This window comes from Mycobacterium gallinarum, assembly GCF_010726765.1.
GTDB classification, from domain to species: domain Bacteria; phylum Actinomycetota; class Actinomycetes; order Mycobacteriales; family Mycobacteriaceae; genus Mycobacterium; species Mycobacterium gallinarum.
The window spans coordinates 3,579,400-3,594,729 of the sequence record NZ_AP022601.1 but is presented as its reverse complement, the minus strand read 5'-3'; the positions used below and the strand labels follow the sequence as shown (position 1 = coordinate 3,594,729).

Genomic DNA, 15,330 nt, shown 5'->3' with positions numbered 1-15,330 from the left:
TCGCCGCTACAACCCGATCCGGCGATACCGCGCCAGCCTGTCGGACAGTCGCTCGTCGTCGGAAACTGAACGCAGCGAATGCAGTTCGTTGGCGATCGTCGCCGACAACCTCTGGGTGAACGCCAGCGGCTCGTCCGCGGCATCCGGACGCTCCGGCACGATCGCGTCGACGATGCCGCTGCGCAACAGGTCGGCCGATCGGATGCCCTGCGCCGCAGCGAGTTCCGGTGCGTGGTCGGTGTCGCGAAACACGATGGCGCTCGCGCCCTCCGGTGGCAGCGGGGCGAGCCAGCCATGCAATGCGGCCAGTACCCGGTCCGCGGGCACCATCGCCAGCGCGGGCCCCCCGCTGCCCTGGCCGAGCAGGATCGACACAGTCGGCGTGTCCAGCGTGACGAGATCGGCCAGGCAGCGCGCGATTTCGCCGGCCAGGCCATCCTGTTCGGCCTCGACCGTGAGCGCAGGTCCCGCCGTGTCGATGACGAGCACCAGCGGCAACTTGAGTCCCGCAGCCAGCGCCATGCCGCGTCGCGCCTCACGCAGCGCCGCCGGGCCGACCATCCCGCCCAGCACCCGCTGCTGGCCGAGCACGACAGCCGGTTGACCGCCGAACCTGGCCAACGCCAGCAGTGTGGTGGCATCCTCGCCGCGGCCGGTGCCCGACAACAGGACCCGGTCGGATGTGCCGTGCCGCAGCAGATATCCCACGCCGGGGCGGTCCGGCCGACGCGAGGCCACCACCGAATCCCACGCGGGCACGTCGGGTATCGGCACGGACGCCGGCGGTGGCGGTGGTGGCTCGGGCGCATCGGCGAGGACCTTCAGCGTGCGGTCGAGCGTTGAGCGCACCGCCTCCAGCGGCACGACGCCGTCGATCACGGCGTGGCGCTCCAGGTTCTCCGCGGTCTGCACACCCGGAGGGAAGGCTTCACCGTAAAGGTGCTCGTACACCCTCGGGCCGAGGAAACCGATCAGCGCGCCCGGTTCGGCCGCGGTCACATGGCCAAGTGACCCCCACGAGGCGAACACCCCACCGGTTGTCGGATGACGCAGGTACACCAGATAGGGCAGATGCGCCCGCTTGTGCAGGTCGACGGCCGCCGCGATCTTGACCATCTGCAGGAACGCGACCGTGCCCTCCTGCATGCGGGTGCCACCTGAACTCGGTGACGCGACCAGCGGCAGGCGCTCGGCCGTCGCGCGGGCCACCGCGCGGGTGATCCGCTCCGCCGCCGCCACCCCGATCGAACCCGCCAGGAAATCGAACTCGCAGGCCACCAGGGCCACTCGTCGCCCGAACACGGTGCCCTCACCCGTCAGTACCGACTCGTCAAGGCCGGTCTTGGCCGCCGCGTCAGCCAGCTCGCGCCGGTACTCCTCGTTGCCGCCGACGTCCAGCGGTGGGGTGTCCCAGCTGCGGTACGAATCCGCGTCGAGCACGGCATCGCGCAGGTCAAGGGCACCGATCCGGCTCACACTCAGAGGGTATATAGGGTGGCGCCATGATTGGTGTGACCCGCGACGGCGACGTGATGACACTGGAAATGCAGCGTGCCGACCGCCGCAACGCGCTCAACGCTGCGCTCGTCGACGGCCTGCGCGAGGCGGTCGAGAAAGCCGCGAGCGAAGACATCCGGGCCATTGTGCTGACCGGTGCCGGCCACGTGTTCAGTGCTGGCGCTGATCTGTCGGACGCCGCGGGGGTCGCCGAGGAACTGCCCGAGAAGGCGAAAGCACTGAACATCGCGATCGATAAGGCGCCGGTCCCCGTCATCGGCGCGATCAACGGGCCCGCAATCGGGGCCGGTGTCATTCTCGCGATGATCTGCGACCTGCGGGTCGTTGACCCCGACGGTTACTTCCAATTCCCAGTCGCCAAATATGGTCTGGCGCTGGACAACTGGAGCATCCGCCGACTCACCTCGCTGGTGGGCGCCGGCCGCGCGCGGGGAATGCTGCTCGGTGCCGAACGGCTCACCGCCGAGGCCGCGCTGCACACGGGTATGGCCAACCGCATCGGCACGCTGGCCGACGCGCAGGCCTGGGCCGCTGAGCTCGCCGGCTATGCACCGTTGGCGCTGCAGCACGCCAAGCGGGTGCTCAACGACGACGGTGCCTACGAAGAGCCGTGGCCTGAGCACACGGAGCTCTTCGATCGGGCGTGGGCAAGCCAGGACGTCATCGAGGCTCAGGTGGCGCGCATCGAGAAGCGGCCGCCGAGGTTCCGGGGGGCCTGATGATCGGGGCGACGCTGCGCATCGGCCTTGGTACGGCTTCGTTGCTGGCCGGGGGATGGGCATTGCGCGCGCTGCACGGCACGCCGTCGGCCCTCGGCGCGTCCCCGGGGGAGATCGACGGTGTCGCCAAGAGGTCCCCGAACTACCAGGACGGCGTCTTCGTCAACATCGAGGCGGCCAGCCCGGTCGAATTGACTCGTCAGGAGCAGTTCCTGCTGGTCCGTGAGGTCATCGGCGGCAGTTCGAACCAACAGCCGTCCTCGGCCGTCCCGTTGGTCACACCCGACCCGAGTGTGGCGGTCGGAGATCTCGCTGTCACCTGGTACGGCCACTCGTCGGCCGTCATCGAGGTCGACGGCTACCGCGTGCTGGCAGATCCGGTGTGGAGCGACCGCTGCTCGCCGTCGAGGACAATCGGTCCGCGGCGGCTGCACCCGGTGCCGGCTCCGCTGGAGGCGCTGCCCGCCATCGACGCGGTCATCATCAGCCATGACCACTACGACCACCTCGACATCGACACCGTCAAACAGCTGGCGCGCACGCAGCGAGCCAAGTTCTTCGTCCCGCTCGGCATCGGCGCCCATCTGCGGTCCTGGCACATCCCGGCCGACCGGATCGTCGAACTCGACTGGAACGAGAGTGCCCGCCTCGACGACCTGACCCTGGTGTGCACCCCTGCGCGGCATTTCTCCGGCCGGTTCCTCACTCGCAACACGACGCTGTGGTCGTCATGGGCGTTGATCGGGCCCAGCCACCGCGCGTTCTTCGGCGGTGACACCGGATATTCGAAGAGTTTCGGCGACATCGGCGTCGAGCACGGACCGTTCGACCTGACCCTGATGCCGGTGGGCGCCTATCACCCTGGCTGGCCAGATATCCACATGAACCCCGAGGAAGCGGTTCGCGCGCACCGCGACGTCACCGACGCGGGGTTGCTGGTCCCGATCCACTGGGCGACGTTTCGGCTCGCGCCGCATCCGTGGTCTGAGCCGGTGCAGCGACTGGTCAAGGCGGCCGAAGCCGACAACGCCCTGATCGCGGTGCCGAAGCCGGGGCAGCGGGTCCAGCCCGACGCGGCCTTGGCGAACGACCCGTGGTGGCTCCTCTAGCCATTTCGACGGGATACGGTGCACGCATGAACGCACTGGCCAGGCTGGCCGTCGTGGGGTTGATCGCCCTGCTACCGGGCTGTACCGCGGACAAGCCTGCCGAACCGGCGCCGCCGTCCACGCCGACCCAGGCGGACATACCGCCGCCGCTGGTGCCCGCGATGCCCTTGCCCGAGAACGCCGTCGACAAGGCCATCGCCAAACTCGACGGCATCGCCGAGGAACTGATGCGTAAATCCGGGATTCCCGGCATGGCCGTCGCCGTCGTGTACCGGGGGGAAACCGTGTACGCGAAAGGTTTCGGCGTCAAAGACGTCCGAGCCGGCGATGACGAGAAGAACCGCGTCGACACCGACACGGTGTTTCAACTGGCGTCGCTGTCAAAGCCGCTGTCCTCGACGGTGGTCGCCCACCAGGTCGGTGTGAACGCGATCGGCTGGGACACCCCCGTCGTGTCGAAGCTGCCGTGGTTCGCCCTGTCGGACCCGGTCGTCACGCAGATGGTCACCGTGGGCGACATGCTCTCGCACCGCTCCGGACTGCCCGACCATGCCGGCGACATGCTCGAGGACATCGGCTACGACCGCCGCTACATCATGGACCGGCTGCGCGACCAACCGCTCGATCCGTTCCGAATCTCCTACGCCTACACGAACTACGGCTACACCACGGGCGCCGAGGCGGTCGCGGCGAGTGCCGGCAAGCCGTGGGATGTGCTGGCCGACGACGTGCTGTTCGACCCACTCGGTATGCCGTCGACGAGCTACCGGTTCGCCGACTACGAGTCCCGCGCCGACCGCGCCCTCGGACATATCCACGTCGACGGCCAGTACCAGCCGCTCTATGTCCGTGACGCGGATCCACAGGCGCCCGCGGGCGGTGCGAGTTCCTCCGTCAACGACATGACCCGGTGGCTCGCGATGGTGCTCGCGAACGGAAAGCACGGCGACAAGCAGATCGTCGAGGCCGACGCGCTGTTGCCCGCGCTCACCCCTCAGATCGTGTCGAGCCCCGCGTCGGAACCCGCGATGCGGTCCGGCTTCTATGGATTCGGATTCAATGTGGGGACGACGTCGGCATCGCGGACCGAACTGAGCCACTCGGGTGCGTTCGAACTCGGCGCCGGAACGAATTTCGCGATCCTGCCGTCGGCCGATGTGGCGATCGTCGCGCTGACCAACGCCACGCCCTCGGGCGTACCCGAAACGCTGACAGCCCAATTCGCCGATCTCGTTCAGTTCGGCGAGGTGCGTGAGGACTGGTACGGCCTCTACAGCGGGGTCTTCGCCCAGATGGAGGAACCCGTGGGGTTGCTCGTCGGCAAGCCGCGGCCGTCAAGTCCGGCGCCGGCCGCGCCGCTGGCCACCTACGTTGGCACCTACGCCAACGACTACTGGGGTCCGGCGCGGGTCACCGAGCAGGACGGCCAACTGATGCTGGCGCTCGGCACGAAGCTGAACGTGCCACTGCAACATTGGGACGGCAACGTCTTCACGTTCACGTTCGTCACCGAAAATGCGCCGCCGGGAACAATTTCCAAGGCGACATTCGACGGCGACAAGCTGATGCTGGAGTACTACGACGAGCTCGGCAAGGGGACGTTCGTACGATGAGCGCTCGTGCGAAGGGAATCGAGTACGGATGACCACCGTTCCCATCACAGCCAGCGGGCTCACCGACGCCGAAGTCGCACAGCGTGTTTCCGAAGGCAAGACCAACGACGTGCCGACCCGCGCGGCCCGCAGTGTCTCCGAGATCGTGCGGGCCAATGTGTTCACCCGTATCAACGCGATTCTCGGCGTGCTGCTTGTCATCGTGCTCTCCACCGGTTCGGTGATCAATGGCGCGTTTGGGCTGCTCATCATCGCCAACAGCGCGATCGGGATCATCCAGGAACTGCGGGCCAAGCAGACGCTGGACAAGCTGGCCATCGTCGGCCAGGCAAAACCCTTGGTGCGCAGGCAAACCGGAACGAAAGCGGTACTTCCCGCCGAGGTCGTGCTCGATGACATCATCGAGCTCGGCCCGGGCGACCAGATCGTCGTCGACGGTGAGATCGTCGAGGAGTCCAACCTCGAGGTCGACGAGTCTCTGCTCACCGGTGAGGCCGACCCGATCGCCAAGGACGCCGGCGACCACGTGATGTCGGGCAGCTTCGTCGTCGCGGGCAGCGGCGCATACCGGGCCACCAAGGTCGGGAAGGAAGCCTACGCGGCTAAACTCGCCGAGGAGGCGAGCAAGTTCACGTTGGTGAATTCCGAACTTCGCAGCGGTATCAACAAGATCCTGCAGTTCATCACCTACCTGTTGATCCCCGCGGGCGTGCTGATCATCTACACCCAGCTGTTCACCACCGAGTCGGGTTGGCGGGAGTCGGTGTTGCGGATGGTGGGCGCATTGGTGCCGATGGTGCCCGAGGGTTTGGTGCTGATGACGTCGATCGCGTTCGCCGTCGGCGTCGTCCGACTCGGCCGCAGGCAGTGCCTGGTCAACGAATTGCCCGCAATCGAGGGGTTGGCCCGCGTCGACGTCGTATGTGCCGACAAGACCGGCACTCTGACCGAAAACGGTATGCGGGTCTCGGATCTCAAGGTACTCGACGAATGCGCGGTCGCCGACATCCTGGCGCAGCTCGCCGCCGACGACGCGCGGCCGAACGCCAGCATGGCGGCGATCGCCGAGGCCTACAAGATGCCGCCCGGGTGGCAGGCGTCGGCGACCGCACCGTTCAAGTCCGCCACCAAGTGGAGTGGGGCGTCGTACACCGACCACGGCAACTGGGTGATCGGCGCACCCGACGTGCTGCTCGAACCGGGTTCTGACATCGCCCAGGAAGCCGAGCAGATCGGCGCCAAGGGGTTACGGGTGTTGCTGTTGGGCTCCTGCGAGATGGCCGTCGATGACGCGGAGGCGCCGGGCCGCGTCACGCCGGCCGCGCTGGTGGTCCTCGAACAGCGTGTGCGGCCCGATGCCCGCGAAACCCTGGATTACTTTGCGGAGCAAAAGGTTTCGATCAAGGTCATCTCGGGTGACAACGCGGTGTCGGTCGGGGCGGTCGCCGGCTCGCTTGGCCTCGAAGGCGAGACCATGGACGCCCGCCAGCTGCCCGACGAGCCCGATCAGCTGGCCGACACCCTGGAGGAATACACCACGTTCGGCCGGGTGCGACCCGATCAGAAGCGCGCCATGGTGCACGCGCTGCAGTCCCGCGGGCACACGGTGGCGATGACCGGCGACGGTGTGAACGACGTGCTGGCCCTCAAGGACGCCGACATCGGTGTGGCGATGGGATCGGGTAGCTCGGCCTCACGCGCGGTGGCTCAGATCGTGTTGCTGGACAACAAGTTCGCGACGCTGCCGTACGTGGTCGGCGAGGGCCGCCGGGTGATCGGCAACATCGAACGGGTCTCGAACCTGTTTCTGACCAAAACCGTGTACTCGGTGCTGCTGGCGATACTCGTCGGCCTCGCCGGGTTGTCATCCAAGATCTTCGGTACCGATCCGTTGTTGTTTCCCTTCCAGCCGATTCACGTCACGATCGCGGCGTGGTTCACCATCGGCATCCCGGCGTTCATCCTGTCGCTGGCGCCCAACAACGAACGGGCACACACGGGATTCGTGCGACGGGTCATGACGGCGGCACTCCCGTCGGGCATGGTGGTCGGTATCGCGACGTTCACGTCGTACCTGGTGGCTTATCAGGGGCGTGAAGCGACTGCGGTGGAGCAGACGCAGGCGTCGACGGCCGCCCTGATCACGCTGTTGGTGTCGGGCGTGTGGGTGCTCGCGGTGGTGGCGCGGCCGTATGAGTGGTGGCGGGTCGCGTTGGTCGTGGTGTCCGGGCTGGCGTACGTGGTGATCTTCTCGATACCGCTGGCGCGAAAGGCGTTCATGCTCGACCCGTCGAACATCAAGATCACGACGACGGCGCTGATCATCGGCCTCGTCGGAGCCGCGGCGATCGAGGTCATCTGGTGGGTTCAGGGAGCCGTTTTGGGGGAACGTCGCAGCTTGTGGCGCTCGGAGTAGGGTGGGCCGCATGGCATTCCTCGACAAGCTCAAGACAGTGCTGGCCAAGAACGCCGACAAGGTCGACACCGCGATCGACAAGGCCGGTGACCTCGTAGACAAGAAGACGCAGGGTAAGTACGCCCAACACGTCAACAAGGTGCAGGACGCCGCCAAGAAGGCGGTGGACACCAACGCCAACCAAACCGGCCAGGTGCCTCCGACGCAGCAATCAGGCCAGGTGCCGCCACCTCAGCCGCCGCCCGGGACCCCGCCGCAGCAGCAGCCCCCGACGGCCCCACCCACCTCCTAGCGCGTATGGCCAAACTCTCCGTCTCCGTCGACGTTCCCCTTCCGCCGGAGAAGGCGTGGGAGTGCGCGTCTGATCTGTCCCGTTACAAAGAATGGCTCAGTATTCACCGGGTGTGGCGCAGCAAGTTGCCCGAGACCTTGGAGAAGGGCACTGTCCTCGCGTCGATCGTGGAAGTCAAGGGCATGCCCAACCGGATCGAGTGGACCATCGTGCACTTCAAACCGCCGGAGGCGATGACGCTCAATGGCGACGGCCGCGGTGGCGTGAAGGTCAAACTCCTGGGCAAGGTGCGGCCCTCTGCACAGGATCCGGAGGGGTCGACGGTCACGTTCGACATCCACCTCGGCGGGCCGGCGTTGTTCGGCCCGATCGGTATGGTCGTCGCCAGTTCGCTGAAGAGTGACATTCGAGAGTCGTTGAACCGCTTCAAATCTGTGTTCGCGCCGGGCTGACCGCGTGCGATTCGAACGCGCGGTCCCAGTCCTGCGGGTCTTCGACCAGACCAAGGCCGAGGAGTTCTACCTCGACTATCTGGGCTTCGTCACGGACTGGGAGCATCGGTTCGGGCCGGACTTTCCGCGGTATGCCCAGATCAGTCGGTCCGAGTTGATCATTCATCTCTCCGAGCATCACGGTGACGGAACACCGGGCAGCGTCGTGTTCGTGCCGATACATGGCATCCGGGAGTTTCACGCCGAGATCGCCTCTCGTGATTACCGATTCGCGAAGCCCGGGCTGGAAGAAGAGCCGTGGGGTCTGACTGTTGACATCACCGACCCGTTCGGCAATCAGTTGCGGTTCTGCGAACAATCCCACTGATTCAGTGGCGAGTGGCCACCTATCCGACGCGAATCGGCCGGACCCGTCGGTTAATTGGCCACTCGGCCAAGGACGGTCAGCGGCGGCGCTGGCGGCGCACCAGCTTGGCGAACTCGACTGCCGAGCGGCGCACCGATTCGAACTCCAGTGACACCAGCAGGGTGTCGACCATCGCGAACGGCAGCGTCGTGGCCACCGCTCCGCGGCCGTACTCGATATGCCACGAGCCGGGATGGATGGTCATGCCGCGGGCTTCACCCCTCACCATGTGCGCGTGCTCACCCGGCAACAATGTGTTGGCAGCGAGGTCGTCCGATTCCACGTCGTACCAGTCGATTTGGCCGGCGATCAGGAACTTGTGCACATCGACATGCTTGTAGCGACCCGAAAAGCCTTGGGTGCCAGTCGGTGAGCCGAAGATGACTATGTACTCACGCGGGCTGAAGTAGAGGAACCGGACCTTGCCGAGGATGCCGCCGGCCTTGCTGCCCACCCAGCGTCCCGGCGTGGCATCGATCAGGTCTGGGTATTCGTCGGCGAGTGCCTCGATGGCCCGGGTGATCAACTCACCGCTTTCCAGCGGCAGGCCGACGACCTGCTTGGCCACCGTGCCCAGCACGTCGGGATCGATCCTGTAGGACATCAGGCGAACTCTATCTTCAGGCTGGTCGGTCCGCTGAGACCGAGCAGAGGTTTCCACGGCACCGATTCGGTGCGCCGTGGGGCGGGGATGCGCTTGGTGAGTATCTTCAGCGCCTCCGCGAGTTCCAACCGTGCCAGGTTGGCGCCCAGGCAGTAGTGGACGCCGCCACCGAAGGTCAGGATCGGTGGCGGTTCGTCGCGGGTGATGTCGAAGCGAGCCGGATCGTCATAGATCGCGCTATCGCGGTTGGCGGCATAGGTATTCACGATGATGAAGGTGTCCGCCGGAAAGGTGTAGTCGCCGATGGTGACGTCCTCGGCGACGCTGCGCACCGTGCTGCACATCGACGGTGAATGACGCATCGTCTCCTCGACGGCCCGCATCGCCAGCTCCGGCTGCTCTCTCAGCAGCGACCACTGCTCGGGGTGATCGCAGAACACCTGCATCGACGCGGCGAGCTGGCTGCGCGTGGTATCGGTGCCGGCTACCAGAATGCTGAACGCCAGCATGCGCAACTCCCCGGTGTCCAACCGGTCACCCGCATCCTCGATGCGGATGAGGTCGGACAGCAGATCGTCGGTCAAGTTCTGCCGCCTGTCGGCGACCATGTCGTCGATGTAGTCGTCGAACTCGCCCCACGCCTTGAGGACGACGGGTTCCTCCTCGAGGAGATTGCAGTCGAAGCTGACGATCTTGAAGATGTCGTCGGCCCATCGCGAAAACTGCCGCCAGTCCTCCCGCGGAGCGCCCAGCAGCGCGCAGATGACCGGAATGGGGTAGGGCCGTGCGATATCCGCGACGAACTCGCAACCGCCCGAGTCGGCAACCTGGTCGATGAGCTCGTTCACGACGGCGTGAATGGTGTCGTGCATTCGGGCCGTCGCCCTTGGCGTGAAGGCCCGCGACACCAGGCTCCGCAGTCGACGGTGTTCGTCGCCCTCCATGTTGAGGATGCTGCGGGTCACCCTGTCCCACAACGGTCCTGACGTGATGCCGTGGGCGGACAGGTGGATGCCCTTCGGGACGACGAACCGCGGATCGCGAAGCACGGTGCGGGCCAGCTCATACGAGATCACCTCGGGACCGATCGGCCCTAGCGCGATTGGCGCGAGCTGCTGTGCGGCCCGAAACTGCGGGTAGATCTCCTGCGGCGTGTCGGTGACGTCGTAGGACAGGATCGGGAGGCCGGCGTCGAAAACGCTCACGGAATGTTGGTGTCCAACAATGTCAACGGCAGGCCCAACACCGACAGGTCGATCTCCTCGAGGTGCGTGCCGTCGCCCTCCAGTTTCTGACGAAAGCGGATCGTCGACGCGTACCGCTCGGCGACGGCCTCGGCCTCCGAGGCGCCGGGGACCTGCAGCACGACGGTGTAGATGCCATCACCCTTGCTGTCGAGAAACGCCTGGACCGATGCCGCCACATCCGCCGTCGCGCCCGCAGTGGGGCTGATGAGCTCGATGCCCCGATCCCAGTCCAGGCTGACGGTGACCCCGAGTTCGGCGAGTTCGGCCGGTTGCAGACGGAAGCCGAGGTCGGTGAACATCTGCGCGACGGTCTCGTGGCGCTCTGGCGCGACGGCGAAGACGACGTGATGGAGCCGCGGTGCGGTCATTTGCGAACCAGGCCTCGCGGCCGGATCAGGCCCAGGTCGAAATGGTGCACCCACCCGGGCTGCGCATCGCAGACGTCGGGAATCGCGTTGATGGCACCCATCGCGGTCCAGTCGTAGCCCGGATGATGCATCGTGCCGTCGGGTTGGTCGACGCCCTGGAGGATGAGTTCGGTCGGCGGGTCGCCCTGGATCTCGATGCGGTAGCGCGTTTTCCCGAATTCCCAGGCCGGCTCGAGCTTGTCCGGAGTGGTTGTGGTGTAGAGGGCCTCGAAGACGATGAGCGGACTGCCGCCCACCCAGGCCGTCCACTCGTGGCGTTGGGCCGCGACGGTGCCCCGCGGTATCGCACCCAACGGATGGGGGATGTCCTCGGTGGCCACAGCCGCTGCCACATCCGCGGCGGTCACCTTGTCGATAGACACACCGAGGCCGTCGGCGATCATGTACATCGATTGCGCGAAGAACGGAAGGCCAAGCCCGAGAATCGTTGGCTCAGAGAGGAATTTGTCCCTGTCCTTGCCGAACCCCATCCAGTCGATGTGGTCGAGTGGCGCATCGGTGAGAACGTTGACCACCTCCTCGACGCGGATCTGGTCGATCCTGTTCATCACTCGGGCCAGCGTTACCGGCAGGATGTCGCCCGCGTATCCGGGGTGGATACCGCCGCCGTGAAACGACGTTCCGCCGTCGGCACACGCAGCACGAATCTTCTCGCCGTCCGCGGCGAAGTCGGGTGACGGGTAGAAGAAGCCGCTTGTGGTGACGACGTTCTTGCCGGAACGCAGGAGCCTGCACACGGTGTCGGTGTCCATGATGATCGGCGTGTAAAAGACACAGTCGGCATCCATGGTGATGACCGCCTCGATGTCATCGGTCGCGATGACACCTGTCGGCGGGATGCCTGCGATCTCACCCGCGTCCTTGCCGACCTTTTCCTTGTCGTGCACGAGGACGGCGACGAGGTCGAACGTGGGGTTGTCGGAGAAGTGCCGGACCCCGACCTGCCCGACGTCGCCGGTCATCCATTGAATGACTCGATAGGTCTTCTCAGACATTCACGACACCTCGCGGTAGGAGCAGCGGCAGATCGTTGTAGGTCGCGATGCCGGGGTCCGCCGCGACGACGGCGGGGATCGCGGTGATCGCCGGGACGGCGGTGATGGTGAGTCCGAGCAGGATGTATTCCTCGATGGTCTCGGCCACGAAGTCGGGCGGCGGCTCGAAGGCTAGGGTGGTCTTGATCGTCGGCCGCCCCTCGACCGTGATCTTGTAGCCGAATCCCATCTCCCACACAGGATCCAATGCTTGACCCTTGGTCCACACCGCCCGTGCTTCGACGACGTCCCGGTCACCGACGTAGCCCTTCCAGCTCACGTCGATTCCCGCCACGCAGCCCTTGGCGATGACCCAGTCGCCGGGAAGGCTGACGTCCTCCGTGGCCTGCGCGTATTTGGCCTCGCAACGGATGTCGTCGAGTTCGACCCCCAGGGCGTCGGCGACGAGCATGACCGCTTCACGGAATATCGAAGACCCTTCCTCGGTCACCGCATGCAGATCCGGGTAGTCAAGCGGGTATCCGAATCCCATGATCTTCTCGGTCTCCGGAGAGTTGTAGATCGTGGTGTCGAAGGATTCCTCGATGTACACCCGATCGATCCGATCCGACAGTCCTGCCGAAACGATCGCGAAGAGCTGGATGAAGCCGGGGTTCAGTCCGCTGCCGAAGATCGTCGACTTGCCGGCCTCACATGCCTTCGCAACACGATCACGCCCGTCGCCGAGCCGGTGTCCGGTGATGAACTCCGTCGTAGTGACCACGTTGATCCCCGCCTCGAGAATGCGGACAAGGTGGTCGACGTCGGCGAACATCTGGTTGTAGACAACGCAATCCGGCTTCAGCGCGATCAAGGCGTGGACATCGTCGGTGGCCAGCACACCAAGGGGTTGGATGCCGCATAGTTCACCGACGTCTTTGCCGACCTTGTCCGGTGACCATGCGTAGCACCCGACCAACTCGAGTTGCGAGTTCTCGACGATGGCGTGCACCGACTTCACTCCGATGTTGCCGGTCGTCCACTGGACGATTCGGAACGTCATATCGACTTCTCGCCGGGCGTGAAATTCACTGGGATAGCACGGAAACCTCGGGTAACGGAGTTGCCGTGGAACACCGCATCCCGGTCGGACGCGAGGCGATAGTCAGGCATCCGTGACAGCACCTGCTCGACCCCGATCTGGAATTCCAGGCGAGCCAGATTGGAGCCGAGGCACCGATGGACGCCTGCGCCGAATCCCAGGTGGCGATTCGACTTGCGATCGAGGATGCACCGGTCTGGGTCGGGAAACTGTTCCGCATCGCGATTCGCGGAGGCGTAGTTGACGATGACGGATTCACCGGGGCAGAAGGTGTGGCCACTCAGTTCGACTTCCCGGGTGACGGTGCGCGGGATGCCGTGGATCGACCCTGAGAAGCGAAGGAACTCCTCGATGGCACGCGGCCGCAGCTCGGGGTCCTCGATGAGGCGGTCGCGCTCCTCGGGATGGGTAGCAAGATAGTGGAAGGCGAACGACATCGCGCTTGCCGTGGTTTCGAGACCTGCCTGCACCAAGAGCATTGCGTTGCCGACGATGTCGCCGAACTGCAGCTTTTCGCCGTCGATCTCGGCGTTGAGAAGGACGTCGATCATGTCGTCCTTCGGGGGTTGGGTGGTCCGTGCGGTGATCGCGTCGTGGAGGTGCTGGTACAGCCCGCCCCACGCGGCCCCGCGCGCTTCCTCGGTGTCGCCGTTCAACCCGGCGTCGGTCAGGTCGATACACAGCGGTACGTCGTCGGTGGGCAATCCGAACAGGTACTTGAAGAACACGATCCCAGGCTGGCGCCACGCAACCTGGGCGAGGTCTCCGCGACCCTCGTCGATGAAATCGTCTATCAGATGGTCGGTTTCATCGCGGATCTGGGGTGTGAGCGCCTTCATCCGCGCCGGTGAGAAGTACGGGTTGAGCACCTTGCGGAACTGCTGCTGCCGAGGCGGATCGAGCGTGATCACGAGATCGCCGGCGAGCCGCTCGGAAGCCTCGGGCGTCGGATTGGACGAGAAATGCTCCCAGTCCTGCAGAATCTTGTAGCAGTCCTCGTAGCGGACCGCCACCCACGCGCCGCCGGGCGTCGCGCTCAGAAACGGCGTATCGGTATGCGCAAAGGGTGAGTTGCGACGCATCACTTCGTAGACGTCGTAGAGGAAGTCGTTGTCCTGGAAATCCTCGTGTCGAAGGTCCCAGTTGTCCGCGTGCTCCTCGAGCGATTTGGTCACGGTGCGCCTTGCTGTTCAGCGGCCTGCCGCGCCTCACGCTCTTCATGTATCCGCACCAGTTCGCGGAACCCGATCCGGTTGTACTTCGGGACCGGTTGGATCCCCCACTCGTCCTGTGCGGTGTCCTTGCCTTCGGCTCCCTCCGGCGGACCAAGCGGCGGGTACGGAACCTTGCATTCCAGCGCGTCATCGGAATACCGCACCTTCAGCAGCTCGCTACAAATCTCGGTGAGACTCAGCGTCGGATAGCCGTAGTAGACGGCCATGAACGGTAGCGTGAAGGCGCCCTCGATGACGAGCGCGACGAGGCATACCAGGACCGCTCGCTTGATCCACTTGTGCATCCGCGCGTAGTACGGCGTGGTGCCAGGTGGCAGGTCTTCGGTCTTCTGTTCCGTTTCGGCTTCCGGTGTTTGAGAAGTTGAAGTCACAGCTGTGCTCCCTCGAATCAGGTTCAGTCGGAGAAGATTTCGCGATTGACCGTGTGCAGATACGGGATCGCGAGGAATGGGGTGATGTAGAAGATGTCGTAGAGCCACCAGCCGATGACCGGGAAGACCACACCGGCAAACCGCACGTCGGCGTACATGGTCATGTTGAACACGTAGAGACACCAGATGAGCACGCCCATCCAGCAGGTGACGATCATCCACTGGTGGCCCCAGCGCTTCATCTGCAGGAACCCGATCGCCGCCGCGCACCGCATCGCGAAGACAGTGACGATCATCCCGAACACCATGGACTTCTCGCCCGGTCCGGCCGCGCCCCCGACCCAGGATTCGTTGTAGTGCCAGAAGTATCCGGCGTCGAACATCGCACCCCAGCCGACCATCAGCACGCGGTTGATCAGCGTGTGGTTGGCGACGAGATCCAATGCCCACCCGAGGCTGTTGAGCATGCCGTCGATCAGCACCAGGTATCCGATCAGGGTGACGATCATCGGCCGCATCGACAGACCGGCGCGCGCTGCCTGGCGCTGCAGCCAGACCCCACGCAGGAAGATCGGCAGGCCGAAGATCCCCGGTGCCCACATGCCCATCAGGCCGGCGCCGACGATCATCCATTTGTCGGCCCGGCGTTGCGCCAGCCGCGACGCCTCGTCGTGCTCCTCGAGGCTTACCGTGCCGCCCGACCGGACGTCGAGGCTCACAACTCCCACCACCCCCGGGCGAAGGACATGTACAGCTGGATCCCGAACATCGTCAGCAGGTAGCCGTAGATGACGATCTGCAAGATGATGAGTGCCCTCTTGCGCTTGCGTTCCTTCTGATCCAC

17 protein-coding genes are annotated in these 15,330 nt (G+C 65.2%); 7 read left to right on the top strand and 10 right to left on the bottom strand.

Going from position 1 to position 15,330, the window contains the following annotated elements:
• Window positions 1-6: 6 nt before the first annotated feature.
• Window positions 7-1,476 (bottom strand): acetyl-coenzyme A carboxylase carboxyl transferase subunits beta/alpha, encoded by a 1,470-nt coding sequence (locus G6N42_RS17510; protein ID WP_163730738.1) that lies wholly within the window; start codon window positions 1,474-1,476, stop codon window positions 7-9.
• 26 nt (window positions 1,477-1,502) lie between these two features.
• On the opposite strand from G6N42_RS17510, the gene G6N42_RS17505 reads away from it, so the two are divergent.
• From G6N42_RS17505 to G6N42_RS17475, 7 genes are read left to right on the top strand one after another with little or no spacing between them, the layout of a single operon-like run.
• Window positions 1,503-2,237, top strand: coding sequence for an enoyl-CoA hydratase (locus G6N42_RS17505; protein ID WP_163730737.1), 735 nt, complete (start codon window positions 1,503-1,505; stop codon window positions 2,235-2,237).
• The gene (locus G6N42_RS17500) at window positions 2,237-3,346 is read left to right on the top strand and encodes an MBL fold metallo-hydrolase (RefSeq protein ID WP_163730736.1); all 1,110 of its coding nucleotides are present in this window, start codon (window positions 2,237-2,239) and stop codon (window positions 3,344-3,346) included. Before G6N42_RS17505 ends, G6N42_RS17500 begins: the two co-directional genes overlap by 1 nt.
• 26 nt (window positions 3,347-3,372) lie before the next feature.
• Complete coding sequence (locus G6N42_RS17495) at window positions 3,373-4,959, top strand: serine hydrolase (RefSeq protein WP_163730735.1); 1,587 nt, start codon at window positions 3,373-3,375, stop codon at window positions 4,957-4,959.
• 28 nt (window positions 4,960-4,987) lie between these two features.
• Window positions 4,988-7,375, top strand: a complete 2,388-nt coding sequence (locus G6N42_RS17490; protein WP_163730734.1) for a cation-translocating P-type ATPase — start codon at window positions 4,988-4,990, stop codon at window positions 7,373-7,375.
• A gap of 10 nt (window positions 7,376-7,385) precedes the next feature.
• On the top strand, window positions 7,386-7,667 hold the full coding sequence (locus G6N42_RS17485; protein WP_163730733.1) for an antitoxin: 282 nt from the start codon (window positions 7,386-7,388) through the stop codon (window positions 7,665-7,667).
• Between the two features lie 5 nt (window positions 7,668-7,672).
• Window positions 7,673-8,119, top strand: coding sequence for a type II toxin-antitoxin system Rv0910 family toxin (locus G6N42_RS17480; RefSeq protein ID WP_163730732.1), 447 nt, complete (start codon window positions 7,673-7,675; stop codon window positions 8,117-8,119).
• Window positions 8,120-8,123: 4 nt separating this feature from the next.
• Window positions 8,124-8,486, top strand: a complete 363-nt coding sequence (locus tag G6N42_RS17475; protein WP_163730731.1) for a glyoxalase superfamily protein — start codon at window positions 8,124-8,126, stop codon at window positions 8,484-8,486.
• A gap of 76 nt (window positions 8,487-8,562) precedes the next feature.
• On the opposite strand, the gene G6N42_RS17470 is transcribed toward G6N42_RS17475, so the two are convergent.
• From G6N42_RS17470 to G6N42_RS31500, 9 genes are read right to left on the bottom strand one after another with little or no spacing between them, the layout of a single operon-like run.
• Entirely contained in the window at window positions 8,563-9,129 is a 567-nt protein-coding gene (locus G6N42_RS17470) for an isomerase (protein WP_163730730.1), read from the bottom strand.
• Window positions 9,129-10,334 (bottom strand): cytochrome P450, encoded by a 1,206-nt coding sequence (locus G6N42_RS17465; protein WP_232076177.1) that lies wholly within the window; start codon window positions 10,332-10,334, stop codon window positions 9,129-9,131. The genes G6N42_RS17470 and G6N42_RS17465 overlap by 1 nt, the downstream gene beginning before the upstream one ends.
• Window positions 10,331-10,744: a hypothetical protein gene (locus G6N42_RS17460; protein WP_163730729.1), complete on the bottom strand. Its 414-nt coding sequence runs from the start codon at window positions 10,742-10,744 to the stop codon at window positions 10,331-10,333. The genes G6N42_RS17465 and G6N42_RS17460 overlap by 4 nt, the downstream gene beginning before the upstream one ends.
• Window positions 10,741-11,799: an NAD(P)H-dependent amine dehydrogenase family protein gene (locus G6N42_RS17455; protein ID WP_163730728.1), complete on the bottom strand. Its 1,059-nt coding sequence runs from the start codon at window positions 11,797-11,799 to the stop codon at window positions 10,741-10,743. The genes G6N42_RS17460 and G6N42_RS17455 overlap by 4 nt, the downstream gene beginning before the upstream one ends.
• Window positions 11,792-12,841: an NAD(P)H-dependent amine dehydrogenase family protein gene (locus tag G6N42_RS17450; protein ID WP_163730727.1), complete on the bottom strand. Its 1,050-nt coding sequence runs from the start codon at window positions 12,839-12,841 to the stop codon at window positions 11,792-11,794. The genes G6N42_RS17455 and G6N42_RS17450 overlap by 8 nt, the downstream gene beginning before the upstream one ends.
• Window positions 12,838-14,055 (bottom strand): cytochrome P450, encoded by a 1,218-nt coding sequence (locus G6N42_RS17445; RefSeq protein WP_163730726.1) that lies wholly within the window; start codon window positions 14,053-14,055, stop codon window positions 12,838-12,840. The genes G6N42_RS17450 and G6N42_RS17445 overlap by 4 nt, the downstream gene beginning before the upstream one ends.
• On the bottom strand, window positions 14,052-14,486 hold the full coding sequence (locus G6N42_RS17440) for a hypothetical protein (RefSeq protein WP_163730725.1): 435 nt from the start codon (window positions 14,484-14,486) through the stop codon (window positions 14,052-14,054). Before G6N42_RS17440 ends, G6N42_RS17445 begins: the two co-directional genes overlap by 4 nt.
• Window positions 14,487-14,509: 23 nt before the next feature.
• Window positions 14,510-15,205 carry a hypothetical protein gene (locus tag G6N42_RS17435; protein ID WP_163730724.1) on the bottom strand — a complete coding sequence of 232 codons (696 nt, stop codon included), beginning with the start codon at window positions 15,203-15,205 and terminating at the stop codon, window positions 14,510-14,512.
• On the bottom strand, window positions 15,202-15,330 hold the full coding sequence (locus G6N42_RS31500) for a hypothetical protein (RefSeq protein WP_286201645.1): 129 nt from the start codon (window positions 15,328-15,330) through the stop codon (window positions 15,202-15,204). The genes G6N42_RS17435 and G6N42_RS31500 overlap by 4 nt, the downstream gene beginning before the upstream one ends.